We start from the raw sequence: 21476 nt of genomic DNA, 5'->3' as shown, positions 1-21476 counted from the left end.
CGGGCGACGCTCAAAACCGGCTCTCAACTATTGATGTTTAAAACCCGATAGCCAACACTCAGGCGTCGCTGTCGGGTGCATCGAGGCTGCGCCACATGTACCAGGTCGCGACGGTGCGCCACGGTTCCCAGTTGGCCGCGACCTCGCGCGCCTCGCTGCGCGTGACGGGTTCCCCGCTGAAGTAATTGACGCTGATCGCGCGGATCAGGCCCGGGTCGTCGAGCGGCAGCACATCCGGCCGCGACAGGTTGAAGATCAGGAACATCTCGGCCGTCCAGCGGCTGATGCCGCGGATCTGCGTGAGTTCCGCAATCACGTCCTCGTCGTCCATCGACGTCCATTTGTCGACGTGCAGCGCGCCCGACACGAAATGCTGCGCGAGATCGAGAATGTATTCGGTTTTGCGCTTCGACAGCCCGCAAGCGATCAGCTTGTCCGCGCCGAGCCGGATCACCGGCTGCGGTGCGAGTTTCGGACAGGCGTCCTCGATATGCGCCCACAGCGACTGCGCGGACGGCACCGAAATCTGCTGGCCGACGACCGATCGCGCGAGCGTGACGAACGGGTCGCCGCGCTTCACGAGATGCGCAGGACCGAACTTCGGGATCAGTTTCTTCAGGATCCGGTCGCGCTTGACGAGGTCGGCGCATGCCTTGTCCCAGTATGCAGGACGCACGACAACCTCCTCGCCGTCCGCTTCGGACACACGCGTCTTGCGGGCCGCGTCAGCGGCGGGCAGCGCAGCCGCCGGCTGCGCATGACCGTTGAGCGCGCCGTTCGGCGCGGCGCGCGTCGCGTCCGCCTTCGACGGCACGCGCTTGGCTGCCGGACGCGCGGCGACCGGGGTCGCGCGCCTGACCGGCGCTTTTCTGGCCGTTGCCATCCTGCCTCCTACCTGACGGATCGGTCAGTGGAACGCACCGCGCTCATACGCGACGCCATTCGGTCGATCCGCCCGGTTTGTCTTCAAGTGCGATGCCGGCCTCGAGCAGTTCTGCCCGGATCCGGTCCGCTTCGGCATAGTCCTTCGCTTGCTTCGCCGCGACGCGCGCGGCGATCTTCGCTTCGATCTCGTCGGCGGCGAGCGCGCCCGCCTGCGCGGCGCCGGACGCCTGCTGCAGGAACGCGCGCGGTTCGCGGCCCAGCAGGCCGAGCAGGCCTGCCAGTTGCTTCAGTTGCCGCGCGAGCACCGCGTCGCGCGTGCGATTCACCTCGCCCGCCAGCTCGAACAGCGTTGCCACCGCGACGGGCGTGTTGAAGTCGTCGTTCATCGCGGCCGCGAAACGCTGCGCATGCGGCTCGTTCCAGTCGAGCGCGAGCGTGTCGGCCTCGACATCCTTCAGCGCGGTATAGAGACGCGTGAGCGACGCGCGCGCATCGTCGAGATGCACGTCGCTATAGTTGAGCGGCGACCGGTAGTGCGTGCGCACGATGAAGAAACGCATGACTTCGGCGTCGTACCGCTCGAGCACTTCGCGGATCGTGAAGAAGTTGCCGAGCGATTTCGACATCTTCTCGTTGTCGACCTGCACGAAGCCGTTGTGCATCCAGTAGTTGACGAACGTCTGGCCGGTCGCGCCTTCGCTCTGCGCGATCTCGTTCTCGTGGTGCGGGAATTGCAGATCCTGCCCGCCGCCATGGATGTCGAAATGATCGCCGAGCAGCGTGCAGCCCATCGCCGAGCATTCGATGTGCCAGCCCGGGCGGCCCATCCCGTACTTCGACGCCCACGAAGCGCCCTCCGGATCTTCCGGCTTCGCGCGCTTCCACAGCACGAAATCGAGCGGATCTTCCTTCGCGTCGTTCGCGGCGACGCGCTCGCCTGCGCGGAGATCGTCGAGCGACTTGCCCGACAGCTTCCCGTAGTTCGCGAACTTGCGCACCGAGTAATTGACGTCGCCGTCGGTCGCCTGGTACGCGTAACCGTTCGTCTCGAGCGTCTCGATCATGCCGAGCATCTGCGGAATGAATTGCGTCGCACGCGGCTCGATGTCGGGCCGCTGGATGCCGAGTGCGCCTTCATCCTCTTGCATCGCGCCGATGAAGCGGTCGGTCAGCGACTTGATCGTCTCGCCGTTCTCGACCGCGCGGCGGATGATCTTGTCGTCGATGTCCGTAATGTTGCGCACATACGTGACCCGGTAGCCGATCGCACGCAGCCAGCGCTGGACGAGGTCGAACACGACCAGCATGCGCGCGTGGCCCACGTGACAATAGTCGTAGACGGTGATCCCGCATACGTACATCCGCACTTCGCCGGACTGGCGCGGCACGAAAACTTGCTTGTCACGCGCGAGCGTGTTGTAGATGCGCAGTGATTCCATAGAGATGAACCGTGAGCCGAAGGAGACCGCCCTGGCGAAGCTCGCCCAGCATGCGAAACGGACGGACCATCTGCTGCGGCGCCAGGCCGAGCGTCCTCGCTATCACATGGGGCGGTCAAGCTGCAAGCACAGCGGTGACGGCCACGAGAGGCTAAGAAAGACTGCCTGCGGCTCGCCGGAACGCGCAGACGTTTTGTTAGAATGGCTCGGAGTATAACATTCCGATTTACGCCTATGAAACCTCATCGCGGCCGCGCGCCGAGCGCTGCGACCCTCGTTGCGACCACCGTCATGGGCGTCGCGCTGACGCTGTTCGCGGCCCCCGCGGCGCATGCGCAGAAAGCCCCGGCCACCGCCGACGGCACCCCCGAAATCGACGCGTCGATCGCCGGCAAGCAGTGGAAGCAGGCGCTCGCGCAGCTCGACGCGCGCATCGCGTCGAACCCGCGTGACGTGCAGGCGCAGTTCAAGCGCGGCACCGTGCTGGCCCGCCTGAACCGCGACGACGATGCGATCCAGCAGTTCGTCGCGATCACGCAGGCGTACCCCGAACTGCCCGAGCCGTACAACAACCTCGCGGCGCTCTACGCGAAGCACGGCCGCTACGACGAAGCGCGCACCGCGCTCGTCACGGCGACGCAATCGAACCCGAGCTACTCGCTCGCGTACGAGAACCTCGGCGACCTGTACCTGCGCCTCGCGGCCGAATCGTACAAGCGCGCGCAATCGCTCGGCCGCACGAGCGGCGCGACCGCGCAGCGCCTCGCCGACCTGCAGAAGATCGTGTCGCCGCCGAAGGCTGCGCCGAATGCCCGCGCGGTCGCACCGGCCACGCGCGACTACTCCGAACGCGCAGCCGCGAACGTGAGCACCACCACGCTGCCGATGTCGCCGACGTTCCAGTTCAGCGGTCCGTCGGGCGCACTGGCGGCACCGTATGTCGCGCCGCCGTCGCAATAAGCGGCGCGGCCCCCTTTCCCTCCCAACCTGAGGATCGCAATGAAACGTCTGTTGCTGGCGCTTGGCGGCGCCGCCCTTCTCGCGACCGCGCCCGCTTTCGCGCAAACGGCCACCGCGCACCCGGTCGTGCAGCTCAAGACCTCGCAGGGCGACATCCGTGTCGAGCTCTACCCGGAGAAGGCGCCGAAGTCGGTCGCCAACTTCCTCGATTACGTGAAGTCCGGCCAGTACAACGGCACGATCTTCCATCGCGTGATCAAGGGCTTCATGATCCAGGGCGGCGGCTACAAGACCAGCTTCGAGGAGAAGCCGACCCGCGCGCCGATTCCGCTGGAGAGCCGCAATGGTCTGAAGAACCTGACGGGCACGATCGCGATGGCACGCACGAGCGATCCGAACTCGGCCACCGCTCAGTTCTTCATCAACACGGTCGACAACAGCGGCCTCGACTACCCGAACCCGGACGGCAACGGCTATGCGGTGTTCGGCAAGGTCGTGTCGGGCCTCGACGTCGTGAAGAAGATCGAAGGCGTGGCGACGACCTCGCGCGGCCCGATGCAGGACGTGCCCGCACAACCGGTCGTGATCGAATCGGCCAGCATCGTCTCGAAGTAAGAACCTGCCGGCACGTCCGGCGACTCACGCGGCCGCGTCGCACGACCGGCCGCGTGCCATTTAAACCGCCTCACCGAAGGAATTCATCATGGTTGAACTGCATACGAACCACGGCGTGATCAAGCTCGAACTCGACGCCGCGAAGGCACCGAAGACGGTCGAGAACTTCCTGAACTACGTGAAGAAGGGCCATTACGACGGCACCGTGTTCCATCGCGTGATCAACGGCTTCATGATCCAGGGCGGCGGCTTCGAGCCGGGCCTGAAGCAGAAGCCGACCGACGCGCCGATCGACAACGAGGCGAACAACGGTCTGAAGAACGACAACTACACGGTTGCGATGGCGCGCACGAACGATCCGCACTCGGCGACCGCCCAGTTCTTCATCAACGTGAACGACAACGACTTCCTGAACCACTCGTCGCCGACGCCGCAGGGCTGGGGCTACGCGGTGTTCGGCAAGGTCGTCGAAGGCCAGGACGTGGTCGACAAGATCAAGGGCGTCAAGACGGGCAACGCCGGCTTCCACCAGGACGTGCCGACCGACGACGTCGTGATCGAAAAGGCCGTCGTGGTCTGACGCACGGTAACGGAGGCACTTCGATGTTGCAGGAGAGTCCGCCGCGAAGCGTCTCCGCGGGCGTGCCGGGCGAGCGCGAATACGCGCAAGCCGCACGCCCGTTCCTGTTGCTCTCCGATCTGCACCTGAGCGAAGCGATTCCGAAGACGGTCGCCGCGTTCGAGCATTTCGTGAAATACACCGCCGACAGCGCCGACTCGGTGTTCATCCTCGGCGATCTTTTCGAATACTGGATCGGCGACGACATCCTCGACGACGATCCGTTCGCGGCGCGCATGGCCGCGCTGATGCATACGCTCTCGGAACGCGGGATCGCGCTCTACGTGATGCACGGCAACCGCGATTTCCTGCTCGGCCGGCGCTTCATGAAGGCAGCCGGCGCCATGTTGCTGCCCGATCCTTCGCTGATCATGGCGTTCGGCCAGCGCATCGTGCTCGCGCACGGCGACGCGCAATGCACGGCCGACCGCGGCTATCAGGTGTTCCGCCGCTTCGCACGCAACCGCGTCGCGCAATGGCTGTTTCTCGCATGGCCGTTGCGCTGGCGCCGCGCGCTCGCGCAACGCATGCGCTCGAACAGCGAAGCAGGCCGGATGCGCCCTGCTTCGGCGATCTACGATGTCACGCGTGAAGGCGTGGCCGCGCTGTTCCGGAAAAGCCGCGCAGCCGTGATCATTCACGGCCACACGCACCGCCCCGCGAGCCACGCCGAACCGGGCGGCATCCGCTGGGTGCTGCCCGACTGGGATCTCGACCACGGTGCACCGCGCGGCGGCTACCTGCGCGTCGACGCGGAAGGCATCCACGCGATGCCGCTCGACTGACGCCGCCACTGCCGCCTCACCGACTGGCAGCCGTCGGTGCGCATCGCATTACGCCTGACGCTCGACCGCCTTTCCTTCCAGCACCGCCGACAGCCTGCGCAGGTCGAGGCGCGCCGCATCGGCGCCCTGCAGCGTTTCCAGATGCGTGCCGAGCCGCTCGAGCGCCGCGACGATCTCGTCGACGCGGCGGCTTTCCTTCGCCGCGTGATCGATCAGCCCGTGAATCGCGAGCGACATCGGATCGTCGGCGTTCGGCGTGATCCCGTAGGCGCAGAACGCCGCGCGTTCCGGCTGCGGCTTCGGCTGCGCCGGCATCACGATGCGCGCCGGATTGCCGACCGCCGTGCCGCCCGCCGGCACCGGCTTCACGACGACCGCGTTCGAACCGATCTTCGCGCCCGCGCCGACCGTGAAACCGCCCAGCACCTTCGCGCCCGCGCCGACGATCACGCCGGCCTCGAGCGTCGGGTGGCGCTTCGCGCCGCGCGTGAGCGATGTGCCGCCCAGCGTCACGCCCTGATAGATGGTGCAGTCGTCACCGATGATCGCCGTCTCGCCGATCACGACACCCATGCCGTGATCGATGAACACGCGCCGGCCGACCGTCGCACCGGGGTGGATCTCGATACCCGTCAGAAACCGCCCGGCCTGCGAAGCGAAACGTGCAAGCCAGTAGCGCTTTGCGCGCCAGCAGGCATGCGCGAAACGGTGCAGCACGAGCGCATGCAGCCCCGGATAACAGGTCAGCACTTCCCAGGCACTGCGAGCGGCGGGATCCCGCTCGCGAATCGTTGCAACGTCTTCGCGCAGTCTCGTGAACATGATCTGATCAGGGAAAAGGCCGGCGCGCACCGCCGGCAATGGCCGGCCGTTATCGCGCCGGGTAATTTGCTTATGACGTCCGGCGATTGTAGGGCCAGTCGCGCACGGCCGCACGACGTCGCGCGTTCACCCCGCCGCCGGCACGGGTATTCGGGCGGGAGGCTTGCTGTTGCGGTGTTTGCAGGAGGTTCGGCCGGGCGGAAACACTCGGGATCCAGCGCACCCGAAGGCCGACAAAACACCTGCCCGATCGGGACGCTGCACCTGAACGCCGGTTGCCTGCGCGCCGGCTGCTTAAGCGTCGCCGTCGGGCTGGCCCGATTTCAGCAGGATGTGCTTCGCGACGCCGCGCAGGATGTTGACCTCCTCGCGCTCGAGGCCCGTGCGTGCGAACAGGCGCCGCAGCCGCGGCATCAGTTTCTTCGGATTGCGCGGATCGAGGAAATCGAGCGCGATCAGCGCGTTCTCGAGGTGCACGTACATCCGCTCGATCTCGTCGCTCTGCGCAAGCGTGCCGGCCTCGGCCGGCGGTTGCGGCGAAGGCCCGCTCGCCTGCTCGAGAAACGCGACGCGGAGCTCGTACGCGAGTACCTGCACGGCCTGTGCGAGGTTCAGCGAACTGTATGCAGGGTTCGCCGGGATGTGCGCAAGCGCGCTGCACTGCTCGACATGCTCGTTCGCGAGGCCCGTGCGCTCGTTGCCGAACACGAGCGCGATGTCGCCCGCGCCGACCTGAGCGCATGCCTGCGCGGCGGCCGCGCGCGGCGCAAGGCGCGGCGGCCCGTATTCGCGTGCGCGCGCAGTCAGCGCGATCGACCAGTGGACGCCGGACAGCGCGTCGCCAAGCGTCGGCACGACATGCGCGGACGCGAGGACGTCGTCCGCGCCGCTGGCCATCGCGATCGCCTCGGGGTCGCTCTGCACGTGCGGCGCGCGCGGCGCGACCAGCACGAGACGCGAGAAGCCCATCGTCTTCAGCGCGCGGGCGGCCGCCCCGACATTGCCGGGATGGCTCGGCTCGACGAGCACGAAACGGGTGGACGTGAAGCCGCCGGACGGCGGCCGGGACGTGTCCGCGCCCGACTCGGACGGCGCGGCGGTGTTCTGCGGGGTTTCCACTACGATACGACTCGGTTCATCAGAATGGCCGTATGGTAGCGCTATCGCTCCGGCAAACCCACTCGTCCGGACGGCCAGCAGGGGTTTCCCCGCATTCCGGTCGCCTGAAACCGCCAAAAATCGGGTAAAATCATGCCTTTACGCGTCGCGCTCCGTGCGGCGCGGGTCGTACCCCGCTCTTTGTCAATTCGCGTCTCACCTCGCCCGGCACGCTTGCGCCGTCCCGGGCGGTTGTTCCACTTCGTGGCGGCCCGTGCCGCCGGCTACAGGATCCAGGCTCATGCATCCCATGCTCAACATCGCTGTCAAGGCTGCGCGCCGCGCCGGACAGATCATCAATCGCGCGTCCCTCGATCTCGACCTGATCGAGATCCGCAGGAAGCAGCAGAACGACTTCGTCACCGAAGTGGACAAGGCCGCCGAAGACGCGATCATCGAGACGCTGAAGACCGCCTACCCCGACCACGCGATCCTCGCGGAGGAATCGGGCGAATCGGAGAACGAATCCGAATTCAAGTGGATCATCGATCCGCTCGACGGCACGACCAACTTCATCCATGGTTTCCCGTACTACTGCGTATCGATCGCGCTCGAGCACAAGGGCGTCGTCACGCAGGCCGTCGTCTACGATCCGAACAAGAACGACCTGTTCACGGCCACGCGTGGCCGCGGCGCGTACCTGAACGATCGCCGCATCCGCGTCGGCCGCCGCGACCGCCTGTCCGACGCACTGGTCGGCACGGGCTTCCCGTTCCGCGAGAAGGACGGCCTCGACGCGTACGCGCGCCTCTTCACCGAAATGACGCAGGCGTGCACGGGCCTGCGCCGCCCGGGCGCGGCGGCACTCGATCTCGCGAACGTCGCGGCCGGCCGCCTCGACGCATTCTTCGAGCAGGGCATCAACGTGTGGGACATGGCGGCGGGCAGCCTGCTGATCACCGAGGCCGGCGGCCTCGTCGGCAACTACACGGGCGACGCCGATTTCCTGCATCGCCATGAGATCGTCGCCGCGAACCCGAAGATCTACGCGCAGATGATCCCGATCCTGAACCGCTACACCCGCGTGCATCCGGCGGCCGAATAAGCCTCGGCGGCGCCCGCCTGCGTCATGCGCTTCGACGGCCCGGGCCCGCTTCGCGCGGCACGGGCCGTCGGTAAAGCGATGCCGCGTGCGTCGCTACCGCCCTTTTCGCTCTGGCGGCCGCATTTTTGCGTGGCATTGATATCAATGTGCTATGTTGGCCGGCATGAACGACAAGGGCGCTACGCCCGCCTGGCGTGGCTTTCGACAAACCACTCGCCAGCACCGTGACGATGGAGCGACTTTCGCGTTCCGATGGTTCGGGACGGAAAAATCTTCCCCGTGCTTCATGCTTCCGTCCCGAAGTTGCCCGAGTTGTCCGGCCTGGTCAGTATGCAGCCCGTCGTACCGCGTTTTCCAGCGATGAACGATTTGCATCCGGGATGCCCGCGTGGCGAACAATACCCCCACCCGCATGCCTGCCCCGCCTGTTTCAACACCGCCACGACGTCGTGGCGACAGCATTCCGAGTACCCATGTTACGGCTAAGCGAAATTAAACTCCCCCTCGACCATCCCGAAAGCGCTCTCGAAGCCGCGATTCGCGCGCGCCTCGAGGAGCTTGGCGTGGCGGCAGACGGGCTCGTCCGCTACACCGTGTTCCGCCGTGCGCACGATGCACGCAAGCGCTCCGACATCAAGCTGACGTATATCGTCGATGTCGAAATCAAGGACGAAGCGGCCGCGCTCAGGCAACTCGCCGGCAAGCCGCATTGCGGCGTCACGCCCGACATGGCGTACCACTTCGTCGCAAAAGCCCCGGAGCACGCCGATTTCCTGCGCCCGGTCGTCATCGGCATGGGGCCGTGCGGCCTGTTTGCAGGACTGATCCTCGCGCAGATGGGATTCCGCCCCATCATCCTCGAACGCGGCAAGGCCGTGCGCGAGCGCACCAAGGACACCTTCGGCCTGTGGCGCAAGAGCGTACTCAATCCCGAATCCAACGTGCAGTTCGGCGAAGGCGGCGCCGGGACGTTTTCCGACGGCAAGCTGTACAGCCAGATCAAGGATCCGAACCACTATGGCCGCAAGGTGCTCGACGAATTCGTCAAGGCGGGCGCGCCGGAAGACATCCTGTATCTGAGCCGGCCGCACATCGGCACGTTCCGCCTCGTCAGCATGGTGGAAAAAATGCGCGCTTCCATCCACGAACTCGGTGGTGAAGTGCGCTTCGAAACCCGGGTCGACGACATCGAAATCGATCAGGGCAAGGTGCGCTCGCTCAAGCTCTCGAACGGGGAAACGCTGCGGTGCGACCACGTGGTGCTGGCCGTGGGCCACAGCGCGCGCGACACCTTCCAGATGCTGCACGATCGCGGTGTGTATATCGAAGCCAAGCCGTTTTCGCTCGGTTTTCGCATCGAACATCCGCAGGGGCTGATCGATCGCAGCCGCTTCGGCAAGTTTGCCGGCCACAAGCAACTCGGTGCGGCTGACTACAAGGTGGTCCACCACTGCAGCAACGGGCGTGCGGTCTACAGCTTCTGCATGTGCCCTGGCGGCACGGTGGTCGCGGCGACCTCGGAGCCGGGACGCGTGGTTACCAATGGCATGAGCCAGTATTCCCGTGCCGAGCGCAACGCGAATGCGGGCATCGTCGTCGGCATCACGCCGGAAGACTATCCCGGCGGTCCGCTGGCGGGCATCGCGTTCCAGCGCAAATGGGAAGAGCGCGCATTCGAACTCGGCGGCGGCGATTACCACGCACCGGGCCAACTGGTCGGGGATTTCATCGCAGGCCGGCCGTCGACGTCGCTTGGCTCCGTGGAGCCGTCGTACAAGCCTGGCGTGCGCCCGACCGATCTCAGCACCGCGCTCCCGGACTACGTGATCGAAGCGATCCGTGAAGCATTGCCCCAGATCGACAAGAAGATCGCGGGCTTCGCGATGCACGACGCCGTGCTCACCGGCGTGGAGACGCGCACTTCGTCACCGATCCGGATTCGACGCAAAGACGATTACCAGAGCATGAACGTCGAAGGCCTGTATCCGGCCGGCGAAGGCGCGGGGTATGCAGGTGGCATCTATTCGGCGGCCATCGACGGCATCGAAGTCGCGCAGGCGGTGGCGCTCAGTCTGACGTCGGCACACGCGTCCTGACGCGCCGGACAGGATCGGCGCGCAAAGCGCCGTGAGCCGGGTGACGCCGACTTTCGCGGGCCCGCCCGAGTGCGGGGCCGACTCGTCGGACAGTGCCGGCAGCAGCCGGTCGTGGTCTCCGGCACCTGGCCGAACGGCGAACTTCGCACTTGCACGTCGGGGCCGCTGGTAAACTCGGGCGACCCAAGCAACAACTTCATGCCTGACCTATGACCACGCTGTCGCCCGAAGCCTTTGCAGGCCACACTCCAATGATGCAGCAGTACCTGCGCCTTATCTGACAAGGCTAGATACGCAAAGCTACGCCAAGACCTACGCCACCTCGTCGGTCAGGAGATGGAATGACGCGCGGCATTCGGCCACTGCTACAGCAAACTCGTTGCGGCCAGAGCAGCCCGCTATCAGCGGGCTTTTCGTTGTCTATGCACTCGCGGTCCACATCCATTTGCAATACTGCGTCCCATATCCGATGATGAATGGGCGACACACATGATAGGCGCGTCCGCGACATTCTTTGCCCCCGTCGGGCATATACGACCACCGCTTTCGAAGCCTTCCGACAGGAGGTGCAATATGGAAAAAAATGCGGCAAATCAATCCAAGATCTTCGTCAGCCTGCTCGTTCTCCATGTCCTTCTTGCGCTCTGTCTGCTGGTATCGATTGTTTCGTTTGGGTTTGCGTCGATTCTAATCGTCGGTCTCGTTACGGTCGGTTGCGGCCTCTTACTTAGCCGGATTAGTCGCGATAGCGATGCGGCGCGTCACATAATCAAGAGCCGCGGTGGCAAGGTGTATCTGTACTGCATGCGGGGTATTGTGGCGTGTGCAGTGCTCGTTTTGGTTGTACCGAACTACCTAGGAATATTTACACATCACCGTTAAACAAATGCCCCATGTGGGCTCACTGACAGCAACTTTTCCCGGTCACATGAGCACGCAACCCACAGCAGCACCTGCAACCGCCACCCCAATGATGCAGCAGTACCTGCGCCTTATCTGATACGGGTCAGCGCAAAAACCTACGCCAAGACTTACGCCTGCTGTTTTGAGGAGCCATTAGCTCAGTCCATCAAGAACCTAGATTCTGGGCAAACCCACGGCCGGCCATTACCGATGAAGAAGATGTAGCGAATGCCTTGTTCTGAAATCGGATTTCTAGCATCCGGCCTTCGCAAGAAACGAATTTTAACCGCCTTAGCAACAACACCCACCCCTGCTTTCAAGGTCGCACTTTCCAGGCTTCCTTCGACTGCTTCAAGGCGACCAAATCTGTATCCAATTGCCATGTAGAAGTGGGCAATCGCAACAACGAATAAACAAACACCCGCGCTCCCAAACGCTATTCCTCCTACTGAATCACCAGTGATGCCAAAGTACGCAATAGCGCGCTCCAATGCATAGCTACCCAGCAAGGTAGATCCCAGACCCATGATCGCGTAAGCATTTGCGCGTGACTCTGGTCTCATTTGTAGCCTCACTGAACCGTGATTGATAATTTCAAGAAGCACACCGCCCCCCCTGATGCGTCCCTGGCGATCGACGAACCCAAACAGTCATAATCTAGGCGGTCTATCTCAACTGGCGCGTCGGGATTAGCACTATGTCACGGGTTGTGCCAGCAGCGCTAAGCCCACGAGTTGGGACAGGAACACTAGTCGCCGCGGACTCTCGATACCGCCAACTGGCCAAACGGCGAACTTCGCGCGGGTGCGTCCGGCCCGCTGGTAAACTCGGGCTGCCAAAGCAACTTTTCCCGGTCATATGAGCACGCAACCCACTGCAGCACCTGCAACCGTCACTCCAATGATGCAGCAGTACCTGCGCCTTCGCTGACAAGGCTTGGCATACAAAGCTACGCCAAGACCTACGCCGGCGCTTTTTGGAGACTTGCCGTTACCGACCGAGGCTGCGTTAAAACTCGAAGCTGGCAGGTCTTCGCGTGTCACTTTTTACCCCTCCCGAACCGCTTCGAGGCCCGTACGCGGCGTTCTGATGAGCCGAGTTCGTTGGCTGGCGCGTTCGGTGTGAGTTTTCAGGTAGCCTCGACCCGTTGCCGTCGTTTGATTTGCAGCTGGCAAGGGCTGCTTTGCAGCGGTTGCTGTCGATGGCGGCCAGTTGGTGAAATCACGCTGCCTGTCAGTGAGCAGTCCTTGGCCTGCTATACGTCTCGGGAGCAAGCGGGGTGTGATCCAGCTGCATGCGCAGATTGCTTCTGATCAGTACCACCGACAAGTTTGCTCGATTGCTTCGTCATCTTGCTGCCAGCCTCATCCGATTCATCCCCGAACGAAATCGTCCTCGACCTCCGCAACCCGAGCCGCACAATCCTTTCGCCGCCAAAACCGTTACGTAGACATCCTTAAGTCGAGAGGATTGATTTCGCTGACCCTGAATTTGGCCATCGTGTAATTACGTGTAATTGATCTCGTAATGTGCCCAACCTAATATTGTGTCCGGGCAATCGCTTTGTACAGGGTCCGCTTAGAATTGCCGCGGAGATCGAGAGGAGCGTTGTCCATGCAAGTATGGAGTTGGTTTTTTGTCTAAGTGTGTGGAGTTGGTCGTATTCTTACCCCCTCCGGCCGCTGTGTGTTGGGAGGGATAATAGTACGTCTTTTAAATCATGCGAATGGTGAAAAAAATGACACAAGTTGGCTCCGAAAGGCTCGATACTGTTTCTTCGGTTGTGGTCGCTTCAGTTCAGGTGCCCGCCCCGAAGTTGTCAGATACCAAAAACATCCTTGTTAAATTCAAGACGACGGGTGGCACGGATGTTCCCGATTCATTCATCATCGAAAGTTCAATTTTGGAGAGATTTGAGAATATCAGGAACGTCATCCTCTCCGCTGCCGCCAACAGTAATCCTCCGACGTTGAATCTTACGACTTCTGGAAACTATACCAACCAAGGTTACGCGCAGATTGTTGGTGTTGCGTTCCAGTCAGTTTAATCGGGATTGTATTTTTTCGTGCGCCTCATTTTCGCGGACGAAATTGAGGCGCCAATTGAATTTGTGTGATTTGCTTCGCGGTGTGCGAGGCTGTCCAAATCAAGAATTACCCTGATGAATGGGCCCTCGCAAGCATTTCGTGAAGGCGGTCCGTAAGATGTTTGGTCGATTTATCGAGCAGAGCCTCTCTTGCGGCGGCTGACATGACGCCAATAACGTCAACGAATTGTAGCGCCTCAATCATCTGCTCTTCACTGTAATTCGGACCAATCTCACTATGTTGAATCCAACGTGAGACATGCCGAGCGCCGCCATGAGCGTAATCGCTGAGAGTAGCGTGGTGCGCCCTAAGGATTTCAAAGAGAGCACCATGCTCCGGCCCCTTTCGCTTGAGCGCCTGCAGGGTTGACTCGACCTTCGGATCGAACCTGTCCGCATTTTTGTGGGCGAGGCGGTTGAACAACAGGTTATCCACGCGCCTGCGTAAACCGTTCGCCGAACAGAATAGCAAACTGGTTCATCGCTGATTTCCAGTCGAAGGCGGCCCTCACGGTCTTGGCCAGTACGTTGCGCAGCGCCAGCCAGAGCAGCTTGATGGCCGCCTCGTCGTTCGGGAAGTGACCGCGCGTCTTGATGATCTTGCGCAATTGCATGTTCAAGCTCTCGATGGCGTTTGTCGTATAAACGACTCGCCGAATTTCCGGCGGGAACACGTAGAACGGCACGACGTGCTCCCACGCGCGTTGCCACGACTGCACGATCGTCGGGTACTTCGCGCCCCAAGGTCCGTCGGCGAAGTCTTGCAGCGCTTGCCTTGCTGCCTCTTCGCTGGCAGCCGCGTAGATCGGGCGCAGCGCCGTGGCGAGTACCTTGCGGTCCTTGTAGCTGGCGTATTCGAGGCTGTTGCGGATCAGATGCACGATGCAGGTCTGAACGGTGGTCCGCGGATAGGCCGCGCTGATGGCTTCGGTTAGCCCCTTCAGGCCATCGACCACGGCGATCAGGATGTCCTGGCAGCCGCGCGTCTTGAGTTCATTGAACACCTTGAGCCAGAACTTGGCGCCCTCGGTCTGCTCGATCCAGAGGCCCAGCACATCGCGCTGGCCATCGGCTTGGATGCCCAAGGCCAGATAGACGGCCTTGTTGCTGACCACCCCGTCGTCGCGGATCTTGACCCGCAGCGCATCGAAGAACACGACCGGATACATCGCCTCGAGTGGGCGGCTCTGCCAGCTCAGCGCTTCGGCCATCACCTCGTCGGTGACCGAGCTGATGAAGTCGGGCGACACTTCGGTGCCGTATTGCTCGGCCAGAAACCCTTGAATCTCGCGCACGCTCATGCCACGCGCGTACATCGCAATGATGCGTTCGTCGAAGCCGGTGAAGCGGCGCTCGTGCTTGGGAATCAGGATCGGCTCGAAGCTGCCGTCACGGTCACGAGGGACTTCGACACGAACCGGGCCGCGATCCGTGATGACCGTCTTGCCGCTGGCGCCGTTGCGCTCGTTGGCTTGTCCGGCCGGCTTGGACTGGCCCGACGGGTAGCCCAGATGCAGATTCATCTCGGCGCCCATCGCCCGTTCGATGATCGCCTTGTTGAACGCCAGCATCAGATCCTGAACCTCGGTCGGCGTCATCGGCCCCTTGACCAACTGGTCCAGCAGTTCCTTGGGCAACTCAGGCAGCGGCCCGCGGGCCGCTGCCTGACGCGCTACGGTTTGCCTCTTCTTCTTCATCGGCATATCCATGACTTTTATACCTCATGATATGCCCCGCCCACGAAATGACGGATAGGTCCTTCGGATCGTATTGACCCGAAAAGAATCGCTCGATTTGCTCACCTGATGCAACCTCATGGGCCCATAGCGTGCGGATATGTGCTTCGAGAACCGCCCGCGTCAAAGCCATGGCCCCGGCGTTTGCGCCGTGCTCCACCAAGAGCAGAAATGCGGCACGGTGTTCTAAGCAGAGTGCCGCGAACGCGAGAGCGATCATTTGCCTGCGATCGGCAAGCACCAACCCCTCTTCGCTCAGTGTGCAGTGGAACCAATCTGATAATGCGACGGATCGGGAAAACTCCTCCTCAAGGCGAGTCATGGCGTCGACTAGTCTCCCTTATACGAGCGCGAATTTGCTTGCCGTCCATCGTGGTCCATGGGCGCCGATCAGTGTGCCTATTCGGATTCTGACAATACCTTAAGCTACCCCTGCTCACGGTGGGAATTGATGCTGCGAGGCCGGCAATCGGCCTCGGGGAGTAAGTACGTCAATGTCTGTTACTGCCGACAGCCGCCGGTCGTGATTCCAGCAACTGGCCGAACGGCGAACTTTGAGCAGTCCCGGGTGGCCCGCTGGTAAACTCGGGCAGCCAAAGCAACTTTTCCCGGTCACATGAGCACGCAACCCACCGCAGCACCTGCACCCGTCACTCCAATGATGCAGCAGTACCTGCGCATCAAGGCCGACCATCCCGACACGCTCGTGTTCTACCGGATGGGCGACTTCTACGAGTTGTTCTTCGAAGATGCCGAAAAGGCCGCGCGCCTGCTCGACCTGACCCTCACGCAGCGCGGCGCATCGGCCGGCACGCCGATCAAGATGGCCGGCGTGCCGCATCACGCGGTCGAGCAGTATCTTGCGAAGCTCGTGAAGATGGGCGAATCGGTCGCGATCTGCGAGCAGATCGGCGATCCGGCCACGTCGAAGGGCCCCGTCGAGCGCAAGGTCGTGCGTGTCGTCACGCCCGGCACGCTGACCGATGCCGCACTGCTGTCCGACAAGAACGACGTCTACCTGCTCGCGATGTGCACGGGCCACAACAAGCGCGGCGTCGCGGTCAACATCGGCCTCGCGTGGCTGAACCTCGCAAGCGGTGCGCTGCGGCTCGCCGAAATCGAACCCGAGCAGCTCGGCGCCGCGCTCGAGCGCATCCGGCCGGCCGAAATCCTGACGGCGGACGGCGCGACCGACGCCGTGCCGCCCGGCACGGGCGCAACCAAGCGCGTGCCGGCGTGGCACTTCGACATCGCGTCGGGCACGCAGCGCCTGTGCGATCAGCTCGATGTCGCGAGCCTCGACGGTTTCGGTGCGCATTCGCTGACGAGCGCCTGCGGTGCGGCCGGTGCGCTGCTGCTCTACGCAGCGGCCACGCAAGGCCAGCAACTGCGGCACGTGCGCAGCCTGAAGGTCGAGAACGAAACCGAATACATCGGGCTCGATCCGGCCACGCGCCGCAACCTCGAACTGACCGAAACGCTGCGTGGCACCGAGTCGCCGACGCTGTATTCGCTGCTCGACACCTGCTGCACGACGATGGGCAGCCGCCTGCTGCGTCACTGGCTGCATCACCCGCCGCGCGCGTCGATCGCCGCGCAATCGCGCCAGCAGGCGATCGGCGCGCTGCTCGATGCACCGGCGAATGCCAGCCTCGATGCGCTGCGCAGCGCGCTGCGCCAGATCGCCGACGTCGAACGGATCACCGGGCGCCTCGCGCTGCTGTCCGCGCGCCCGCGCGACCTGTCGAGCCTGCGTGATACGTTCGCCGCGCTGCCGGCGCTGCGCGAGCGCATCAGCGCGATCGTCGCGAATGCGGACGCGCTCACCCGTGTCGACGCGGCGCTCGCGCCGCCCGCCGAATGCCTCGATCTGCTAACGAGCGCGATTGCGCCCGAGCCGGCCGCCATGGTGCGCGACGGCGGCGTGATCGCGCGCGGCTACGACGCCGAGCTCGACGAGCTGCGCGACATCTCGGAGAACTGCGGGCAGTTCCTGATCGATCTCGAAGCGCGCGAACGCACGCGCACCGGCATCGCGAACCTGCGCGTCGAATACAACAAGGTGCACGGCTTCTACATCGAGGTCACGCGCGGCCAGACCGACAAGGTGCCCGACGACTACCGTCGCCGCCAGACACTGAAGAACGCCGAGCGCTACATCACGCCCGAACTGAAGACCTTCGAGGACAAGGCACTGTCCGCGCAGGAACGCGCGCTGGCGCGCGAGCGCGCGCTGTACGACGCGGTGCTGCAGGCGCTGCTGCCGTTCATCCCCGAGTGCCAGCGCGTCGCGTCGGCACTCGCCGAGCTCGACCTGCTCGCCGCTTTCGCCGAACGCGCGCGCGCGCTCGACTGGGTCGCACCGACCTTCACCGACGAGATCGGCATCGAAATCGAACAGGGCCGCCACCCGGTCGTCGAAGCGCAGGTCGAGCAGTTCATCGCGAACGACTGCCGGTTCGGCACCGAGCGCAAGCTGCTGCTGATCACCGGTCCGAACATGGGCGGTAAATCGACGTTCATGCGGCAGACCGCACTGATCGCGCTGATGGCTTACGTCGGCAGCTACGTGCCGGCGAAGTCCGCATGCTTCGGTCCGATCGACCGGATCTTCACACGCATCGGCGCGGCCGACGACCTCGCGGGCGGCCGTTCGACGTTCATGGTCGAGATGACCGAGGCCGCAGCGATCCTCAACGACGCGACCCCGCAAAGCCTCGTGCTGATGGACGAGATCGGCCGCGGCACGTCGACGTTCGACGGCCTCGCACTCGCGTGGGCCATCGCGCGCCACCTGCTTGCGCACAACGCCTGCTACACGCTGTTCGCGACGCACTACTTCGAGCTGACGCAACTGCCGGCCGAATTCCCGCAAGCGGCCAACGTCCACCTGTCGGCCGTCGAGCACGGCCACGGTATCGTGTTCCTGCACGCGGTCAACGAAGGCCCGGCGAACCAGAGCTACGGCCTGCAGGTCGCGCAGCTCGCGGGCGTCCCGGCGCCCGTGATCCGCGCCGCGCGCAAGCACCTCGCGTATCTCGAACAGCAGTCGGCGGTACAGCACACGCCGCAACTCGACCTGTTCAGCGCGCAGCCGGTGGTCGCCGACGATTTCGAATGCGCGGACGCTCCGGTGCTGCCCGACACGCCGCATCCGGCGCTCGAGAAGCTGCGCGACATCGACCCCGACGATCTCAAGCCGCGCGAGGCGCTCGACCTGCTGTACGAGCTGCGCACGCTGGTCCGGTCGCACGATGCCGACGGGCACGCGTAAGCGCATCCCGCGGCGCCTGCCGGCCCGCGCCGCCGCCATGCTCGCCGCGGCGGCGCTGGCGCTCGCGCAGGCCGGCGCGCTGGCAGCGCCGCCGAAGCGTGCCCCCGCGCCCTACTCGTTCGCGGTCGTGTCGGGCGTCATCAACGTACCGGCGGACGAACCGGCGACCCAGCGGCTGCTCGATTCGATCGCGCGCGAGCGCAACCTCGCTTTCGTCGTTTATGCGGGCGATCTCAAGGGCTCGAAGGAAGCGTGCCGCGATGCGCTGTATTCGCAGCGCGGCGCGATCCTGGACGCCGCACGCGTGCCGCTCGTATTCATCCCCGGCCACGACGACTGGGTAACGTGCAACACCGTGGCCGGCGGCAGTTACGACCCGGTCGAACGGCTCGACTTCCTGCGGCAGACGCTGCTCGCCGATTCGGCGCTGCCCGACCCGGGCGCGCTGCAGATCACGCGGGAAAGCGAGATCGCCCGGTTCCGGCCGTATCGCGAAAACGCACGCTGGATGCGCGACGACATCGTCTATGTCGCACTCAACGCACCGGCGCCGAACAACCACTTCCTGACGGCCGGCGGCCGCAACGGCGAATTCGAGGATCGCGTCATCGCGAACGGGTTCTGGATCGATCACGCAGCCGAATACGCGAAGCGGCGCGAAGCGCGTGCGATGGTGGTGATTTTCGAAGGCGACCCGCAATTCGAACGCTATGAACGCTCGGAGCGGTTCGCGTGGCTGCGTTTCAACCGGCCGCGCGTGCGCGACGGCTTCCGCGAGTTGAAACGAACGCTGGTGAAGGCGGCGGCGACGTTCCGCGGCCCGATACTGGTGATGCACGCGAGCGGCGAACCGCTCGCGAACGGCTTTCTGATCGATCGACCGCTGCGGACCGACGACGGCGAACTGGTAGGAAACGTGACGCGCGTCGCGATCGGACCGCGCCATCCGGCGAATCAGTGGGTAAAGGTGAGCGTGTCACCGGCACGGCAGACGATCTTCAACGTGAGCCTGCAGGAGGTGCCGAAGAACCTGCCCGTGCCGCCCGCGCTGCAGCCCGTGCCGCACGACGATGTCCCGCTGCCGCAGATGCCGGAAATCCCCGCGTTGCCGGCGCTGCCCGACTCGTCGGCGGTCGTGCCGCCGCTGCAGGGTGACGGCGCCGCACCCGGCGGCGCGTCGTGGCCGGCACCGCCCCCTGCATCGGGGCCGGCGCCCGGCCTGCCCGCGAGCTCAGTGCAGGGTGCGCCCTGACGGCGACTCGCCGTCTTCGTCTTCGTCCTCGTCGACGATCTCGAGCCCTTCCGCGCCATGTGCGTGCTCATGCTCGATTTCGTCTTCGGTTGCTTCGCGGACATCCTTCACCGTGAGTGCGAAACGCAGCGCCATGCCTGCCAGCGGGTGATTGCCGTCGAGCACGACCTTGTCTTCGGCGACGTCGGTGACCGTATAGATCAGCGAATCGACGTCCTCGTCGCCGTCTTCCGGCGTGCCTTCGAACTGCATGCCCACTTCGAGCGGCTCGGGGAAACGATCGCGTGGCTCGATCTTCACGAGTTCGGGATCGTAGTCGCCGAACGCGTCCTGCGGCTCGAGCTGAATCTGCGCCTGGTAACCCGGCTCGTGCCCGTCGAGCTGTTCCTCGATCTTGGGGAACGTGCCATCATAGCCGCCGTGCAGATAGACCATCGGCTCGTCGCTTTCCTCGATCAGATTGCCCTGTGCATCCGACAGCTTGTAAGTGACCGACACGACGGTGTTTTTTGCGATTTTCATCCAATTCTCCCAAATACAACTCTCATTATACGATGCGCAACCGGTCTCAAGCCGAACCGCGGGATGCCGCTGCCGCCCCGCTCGGCGCGCCGCCTTCCGATCTTCCCACACCGCTGCTCGGCGGTCTCACGCCGGCGCAATTCATGCGCGGCTACTGGCAAAAAAAGCCGCTCCTGATCCGCCAGGCGATCCCCGGCGTGGCGTCGCCGGTCACGCGCGATACGCTGTTCGAGCTCGCGTCCGACTATGACGCGGAATCGCGACTGATCACCCATTTTCGTAACAAGTGGCAACTGGCGCACGGCCCGTTCGAGCCCGGCTCGCTGCCGGCCGTCACGCGCAAGTCCTGGACCCTGCTCGTACAGGGACTCGACCTGCATGCCGACTCGGCACGCGCGTTGCTCGACCGCTTCCGCTTCATCCCGGACGCGCGGCTGGACGACCTGATGATCTCGTATGCGACCGACGGCGGCGGCGTCGGCCCGCACTTCGATTCGTATGACGTATTCCTGCTTCAGGTCGAAGGCCGGCGTCGCTGGCGCGTCGGTGCGCAGAAGGATCTGTCGCTGCAGCCGGACGTGCCGCTGAAGATCCTCGAGAACTTCGAGCCGAGCGACGAATGGGTGCTGGAGCCCGGCGACATGCTGTACCTGCCGCCGCACATCGCGCACGACGGCGTCGCCGAAGGCGAATGCATGACCTGCTCGATCGGCTTCCGGGCCCCGTCAGCGGGCGAGCTGGGCGCCCAGTTCCTGTACTATCTCGCGGAGCGCGGCGGCCTGCGCGACGGGAACGGCGACGTCCTCTACCGCGATCCGAAGCAGCCGGCCGTCGACACGCCCGCGCAGCTGCCTCCGGCGATGGTCGAACGCGTCGCCGGGATCGTCGACGCAATCCGCTGGCGCAAGCGCGACGTCGCCGAATTCCTCGGCTGCTACCTGAGCGAGCCCAAGCCGAACGTCGTATTCGACCCGCCCGCACGCCCGCTGGCCGAGGCCGCGTTCGTCGCGCAAGCGTCACGCCGCGGCGTGCGTCTCGACAGAAGGGCCGCATTGATGTATAACGCGCGATCGTACTTCATTAATGGCGAGGAAGGACCACTCGAGCAGGCCGGCGAATGGCTGCCCGAACTGGCCAATCAACGCCAGATGGAGGCGAAACGGTTTGTAACACTATCCCGGGTTCCCTCGATGACAGCCTTGTTGCACGAGTGGTATCGTGCGGGCTGGATACGGGTCGGAAGCCGGAATTAGTGTGAGTCGCCCCGTATGCCCGTACA

The 21476-nt window shown here is 64.1% G+C and carries 20 protein-coding genes; 11 read left to right on the top strand and 9 right to left on the bottom strand.

What is annotated here, in order from left to right; translation table 11 throughout:
* Window positions 1-58: 58 nt before the first annotated feature.
* Together DM992_RS09870 and cysS are read right to left on the bottom strand one after the other, a co-directional pair.
* Window positions 59-883: a DNA-3-methyladenine glycosylase gene (locus DM992_RS09870; protein WP_111016671.1), complete on the bottom strand. Its 825-nt coding sequence runs from the start codon at window positions 881-883 to the stop codon at window positions 59-61.
* A 43-nt stretch (window positions 884-926) separates the two neighbouring features.
* Window positions 927-2324: a cysteine--tRNA ligase gene (gene cysS, locus DM992_RS09865; protein ID WP_111016670.1), complete on the bottom strand. Its 1398-nt coding sequence runs from the start codon at window positions 2322-2324 to the stop codon at window positions 927-929.
* Between the two features lie 234 nt (window positions 2325-2558).
* On the opposite strand from cysS, the gene DM992_RS09855 reads away from it, so the two are divergent.
* The 4 genes from DM992_RS09855 (at window position 2559) to DM992_RS09840 (ending at window position 5303) form a co-directional block, all read left to right on the top strand.
* Window positions 2559-3284 (top strand): tetratricopeptide repeat protein, encoded by a 726-nt coding sequence (locus tag DM992_RS09855; protein WP_162631623.1) that lies wholly within the window; start codon window positions 2559-2561, stop codon window positions 3282-3284.
* 39 nt (window positions 3285-3323) lie between these two features.
* The gene (locus tag DM992_RS09850) at window positions 3324-3899 is read left to right on the top strand and encodes a peptidylprolyl isomerase (protein ID WP_111016668.1); all 576 of its coding nucleotides are present in this window, start codon (window positions 3324-3326) and stop codon (window positions 3897-3899) included.
* Between the two features lie 88 nt (window positions 3900-3987).
* Window positions 3988-4479 (top strand): peptidylprolyl isomerase, encoded by a 492-nt coding sequence (locus DM992_RS09845; RefSeq protein WP_006478428.1) that lies wholly within the window; start codon window positions 3988-3990, stop codon window positions 4477-4479.
* A gap of 23 nt (window positions 4480-4502) precedes the next feature.
* Window positions 4503-5303 (top strand): UDP-2,3-diacylglucosamine diphosphatase, encoded by an 801-nt coding sequence (locus DM992_RS09840; RefSeq protein WP_111016667.1) that lies wholly within the window; start codon window positions 4503-4505, stop codon window positions 5301-5303.
* Window positions 5304-5351: 48 nt separating this feature from the next.
* Here the strand turns inward: DM992_RS09840 and cysE are convergent, their stop codons facing one another.
* Together cysE and DM992_RS09830 are read right to left on the bottom strand one after the other, a co-directional pair.
* A complete protein-coding gene (cysE, locus tag DM992_RS09835; RefSeq protein WP_111017875.1) occupies window positions 5352-6125 on the bottom strand; it encodes a serine O-acetyltransferase in 774 nt (257 codons plus the stop codon).
* Window positions 6126-6419: 294 nt separating this feature from the next.
* The gene (locus DM992_RS09830; RefSeq protein WP_111016666.1) at window positions 6420-7244 is read right to left on the bottom strand and encodes an RNA methyltransferase; all 825 of its coding nucleotides are present in this window, start codon (window positions 7242-7244) and stop codon (window positions 6420-6422) included.
* A gap of 280 nt (window positions 7245-7524) precedes the next feature.
* Between DM992_RS09830 and DM992_RS09825 the strand changes: the two genes are divergently transcribed.
* From DM992_RS09825 to DM992_RS41590, 3 genes are all read left to right on the top strand, one after another.
* The gene (locus tag DM992_RS09825) at window positions 7525-8328 is read left to right on the top strand and encodes an inositol monophosphatase family protein (RefSeq protein ID WP_111016665.1); all 804 of its coding nucleotides are present in this window, start codon (window positions 7525-7527) and stop codon (window positions 8326-8328) included.
* A gap of 473 nt (window positions 8329-8801) precedes the next feature.
* A complete protein-coding gene (locus DM992_RS09820) occupies window positions 8802-10424 on the top strand; it encodes an NAD(P)/FAD-dependent oxidoreductase (RefSeq protein ID WP_111016664.1) in 1623 nt (540 codons plus the stop codon).
* A 573-nt stretch (window positions 10425-10997) separates the two neighbouring features.
* Window positions 10998-11306, top strand: coding sequence for a hypothetical protein (locus DM992_RS41590; RefSeq protein ID WP_162631622.1), 309 nt, complete (start codon window positions 10998-11000; stop codon window positions 11304-11306).
* A 179-nt stretch (window positions 11307-11485) separates the two neighbouring features.
* On the opposite strand, the gene DM992_RS41585 is transcribed toward DM992_RS41590, so the two are convergent.
* Complete coding sequence (locus tag DM992_RS41585) at window positions 11486-11932, bottom strand: hypothetical protein (RefSeq protein WP_155687620.1); 447 nt, start codon at window positions 11930-11932, stop codon at window positions 11486-11488.
* A 1133-nt stretch (window positions 11933-13065) separates the two neighbouring features.
* On the opposite strand from DM992_RS41585, the gene DM992_RS41580 reads away from it, so the two are divergent.
* On the top strand, window positions 13066-13374 hold the full coding sequence (locus tag DM992_RS41580; protein ID WP_162631621.1) for a hypothetical protein: 309 nt from the start codon (window positions 13066-13068) through the stop codon (window positions 13372-13374).
* A 106-nt stretch (window positions 13375-13480) separates the two neighbouring features.
* Here DM992_RS41580 and DM992_RS09815 read toward each other — a convergent pair whose 3' ends face one another.
* The 3 genes from DM992_RS09815 to DM992_RS41575 are packed head-to-tail and all read right to left on the bottom strand — an operon-like array spanning window position 13481 to window position 15471.
* Window positions 13481-13837, bottom strand: a complete 357-nt coding sequence (locus tag DM992_RS09815; RefSeq protein ID WP_162631620.1) for a hypothetical protein — start codon at window positions 13835-13837, stop codon at window positions 13481-13483.
* A gap of 4 nt (window positions 13838-13841) precedes the next feature.
* A complete protein-coding gene (locus DM992_RS09810; protein WP_081938342.1) occupies window positions 13842-15110 on the bottom strand; it encodes an IS256-like element ISBcen18 family transposase in 1269 nt (422 codons plus the stop codon).
* Window positions 15052-15471, bottom strand: a complete 420-nt coding sequence (locus tag DM992_RS41575; RefSeq protein WP_162631619.1) for a hypothetical protein — start codon at window positions 15469-15471, stop codon at window positions 15052-15054. The genes DM992_RS09810 and DM992_RS41575 overlap by 59 nt, the downstream gene beginning before the upstream one ends.
* Window positions 15472-15765: 294 nt before the next feature.
* On the opposite strand from DM992_RS41575, the gene mutS reads away from it, so the two are divergent.
* A complete protein-coding gene (gene mutS, locus DM992_RS09805) occupies window positions 15766-18423 on the top strand; it encodes a DNA mismatch repair protein MutS (RefSeq protein ID WP_111016662.1) in 2658 nt (885 codons plus the stop codon).
* A complete protein-coding gene (locus DM992_RS09800; RefSeq protein WP_111016661.1) occupies window positions 18404-19675 on the top strand; it encodes a hypothetical protein in 1272 nt (423 codons plus the stop codon). Before mutS ends, DM992_RS09800 begins: the two co-directional genes overlap by 20 nt.
* On the opposite strand, the gene DM992_RS09795 is transcribed toward DM992_RS09800, so the two are convergent.
* A complete protein-coding gene (locus DM992_RS09795; protein ID WP_034183585.1) occupies window positions 19655-20197 on the bottom strand; it encodes a peptidylprolyl isomerase in 543 nt (180 codons plus the stop codon). The two genes, DM992_RS09800 and DM992_RS09795, sit on opposite strands and share 21 nt — an antisense overlap.
* Before the next feature lie 32 nt (window positions 20198-20229).
* Between DM992_RS09795 and DM992_RS09790 the strand changes: the two genes are divergently transcribed.
* Complete coding sequence (locus DM992_RS09790; protein WP_111016660.1) at window positions 20230-21450, top strand: cupin domain-containing protein; 1221 nt, start codon at window positions 20230-20232, stop codon at window positions 21448-21450.
* Window positions 21451-21476 lie beyond the last annotated feature (26 nt).

The sequence above is a fragment of the Burkholderia sp. JP2-270 genome, assembly GCF_003233675.1.
Classification (GTDB): Bacteria; Pseudomonadota; Gammaproteobacteria; order Burkholderiales; family Burkholderiaceae; genus Burkholderia; species Burkholderia pyrrocinia_C.
This window is presented reverse-complemented; position numbering and strand designations above follow the sequence as displayed.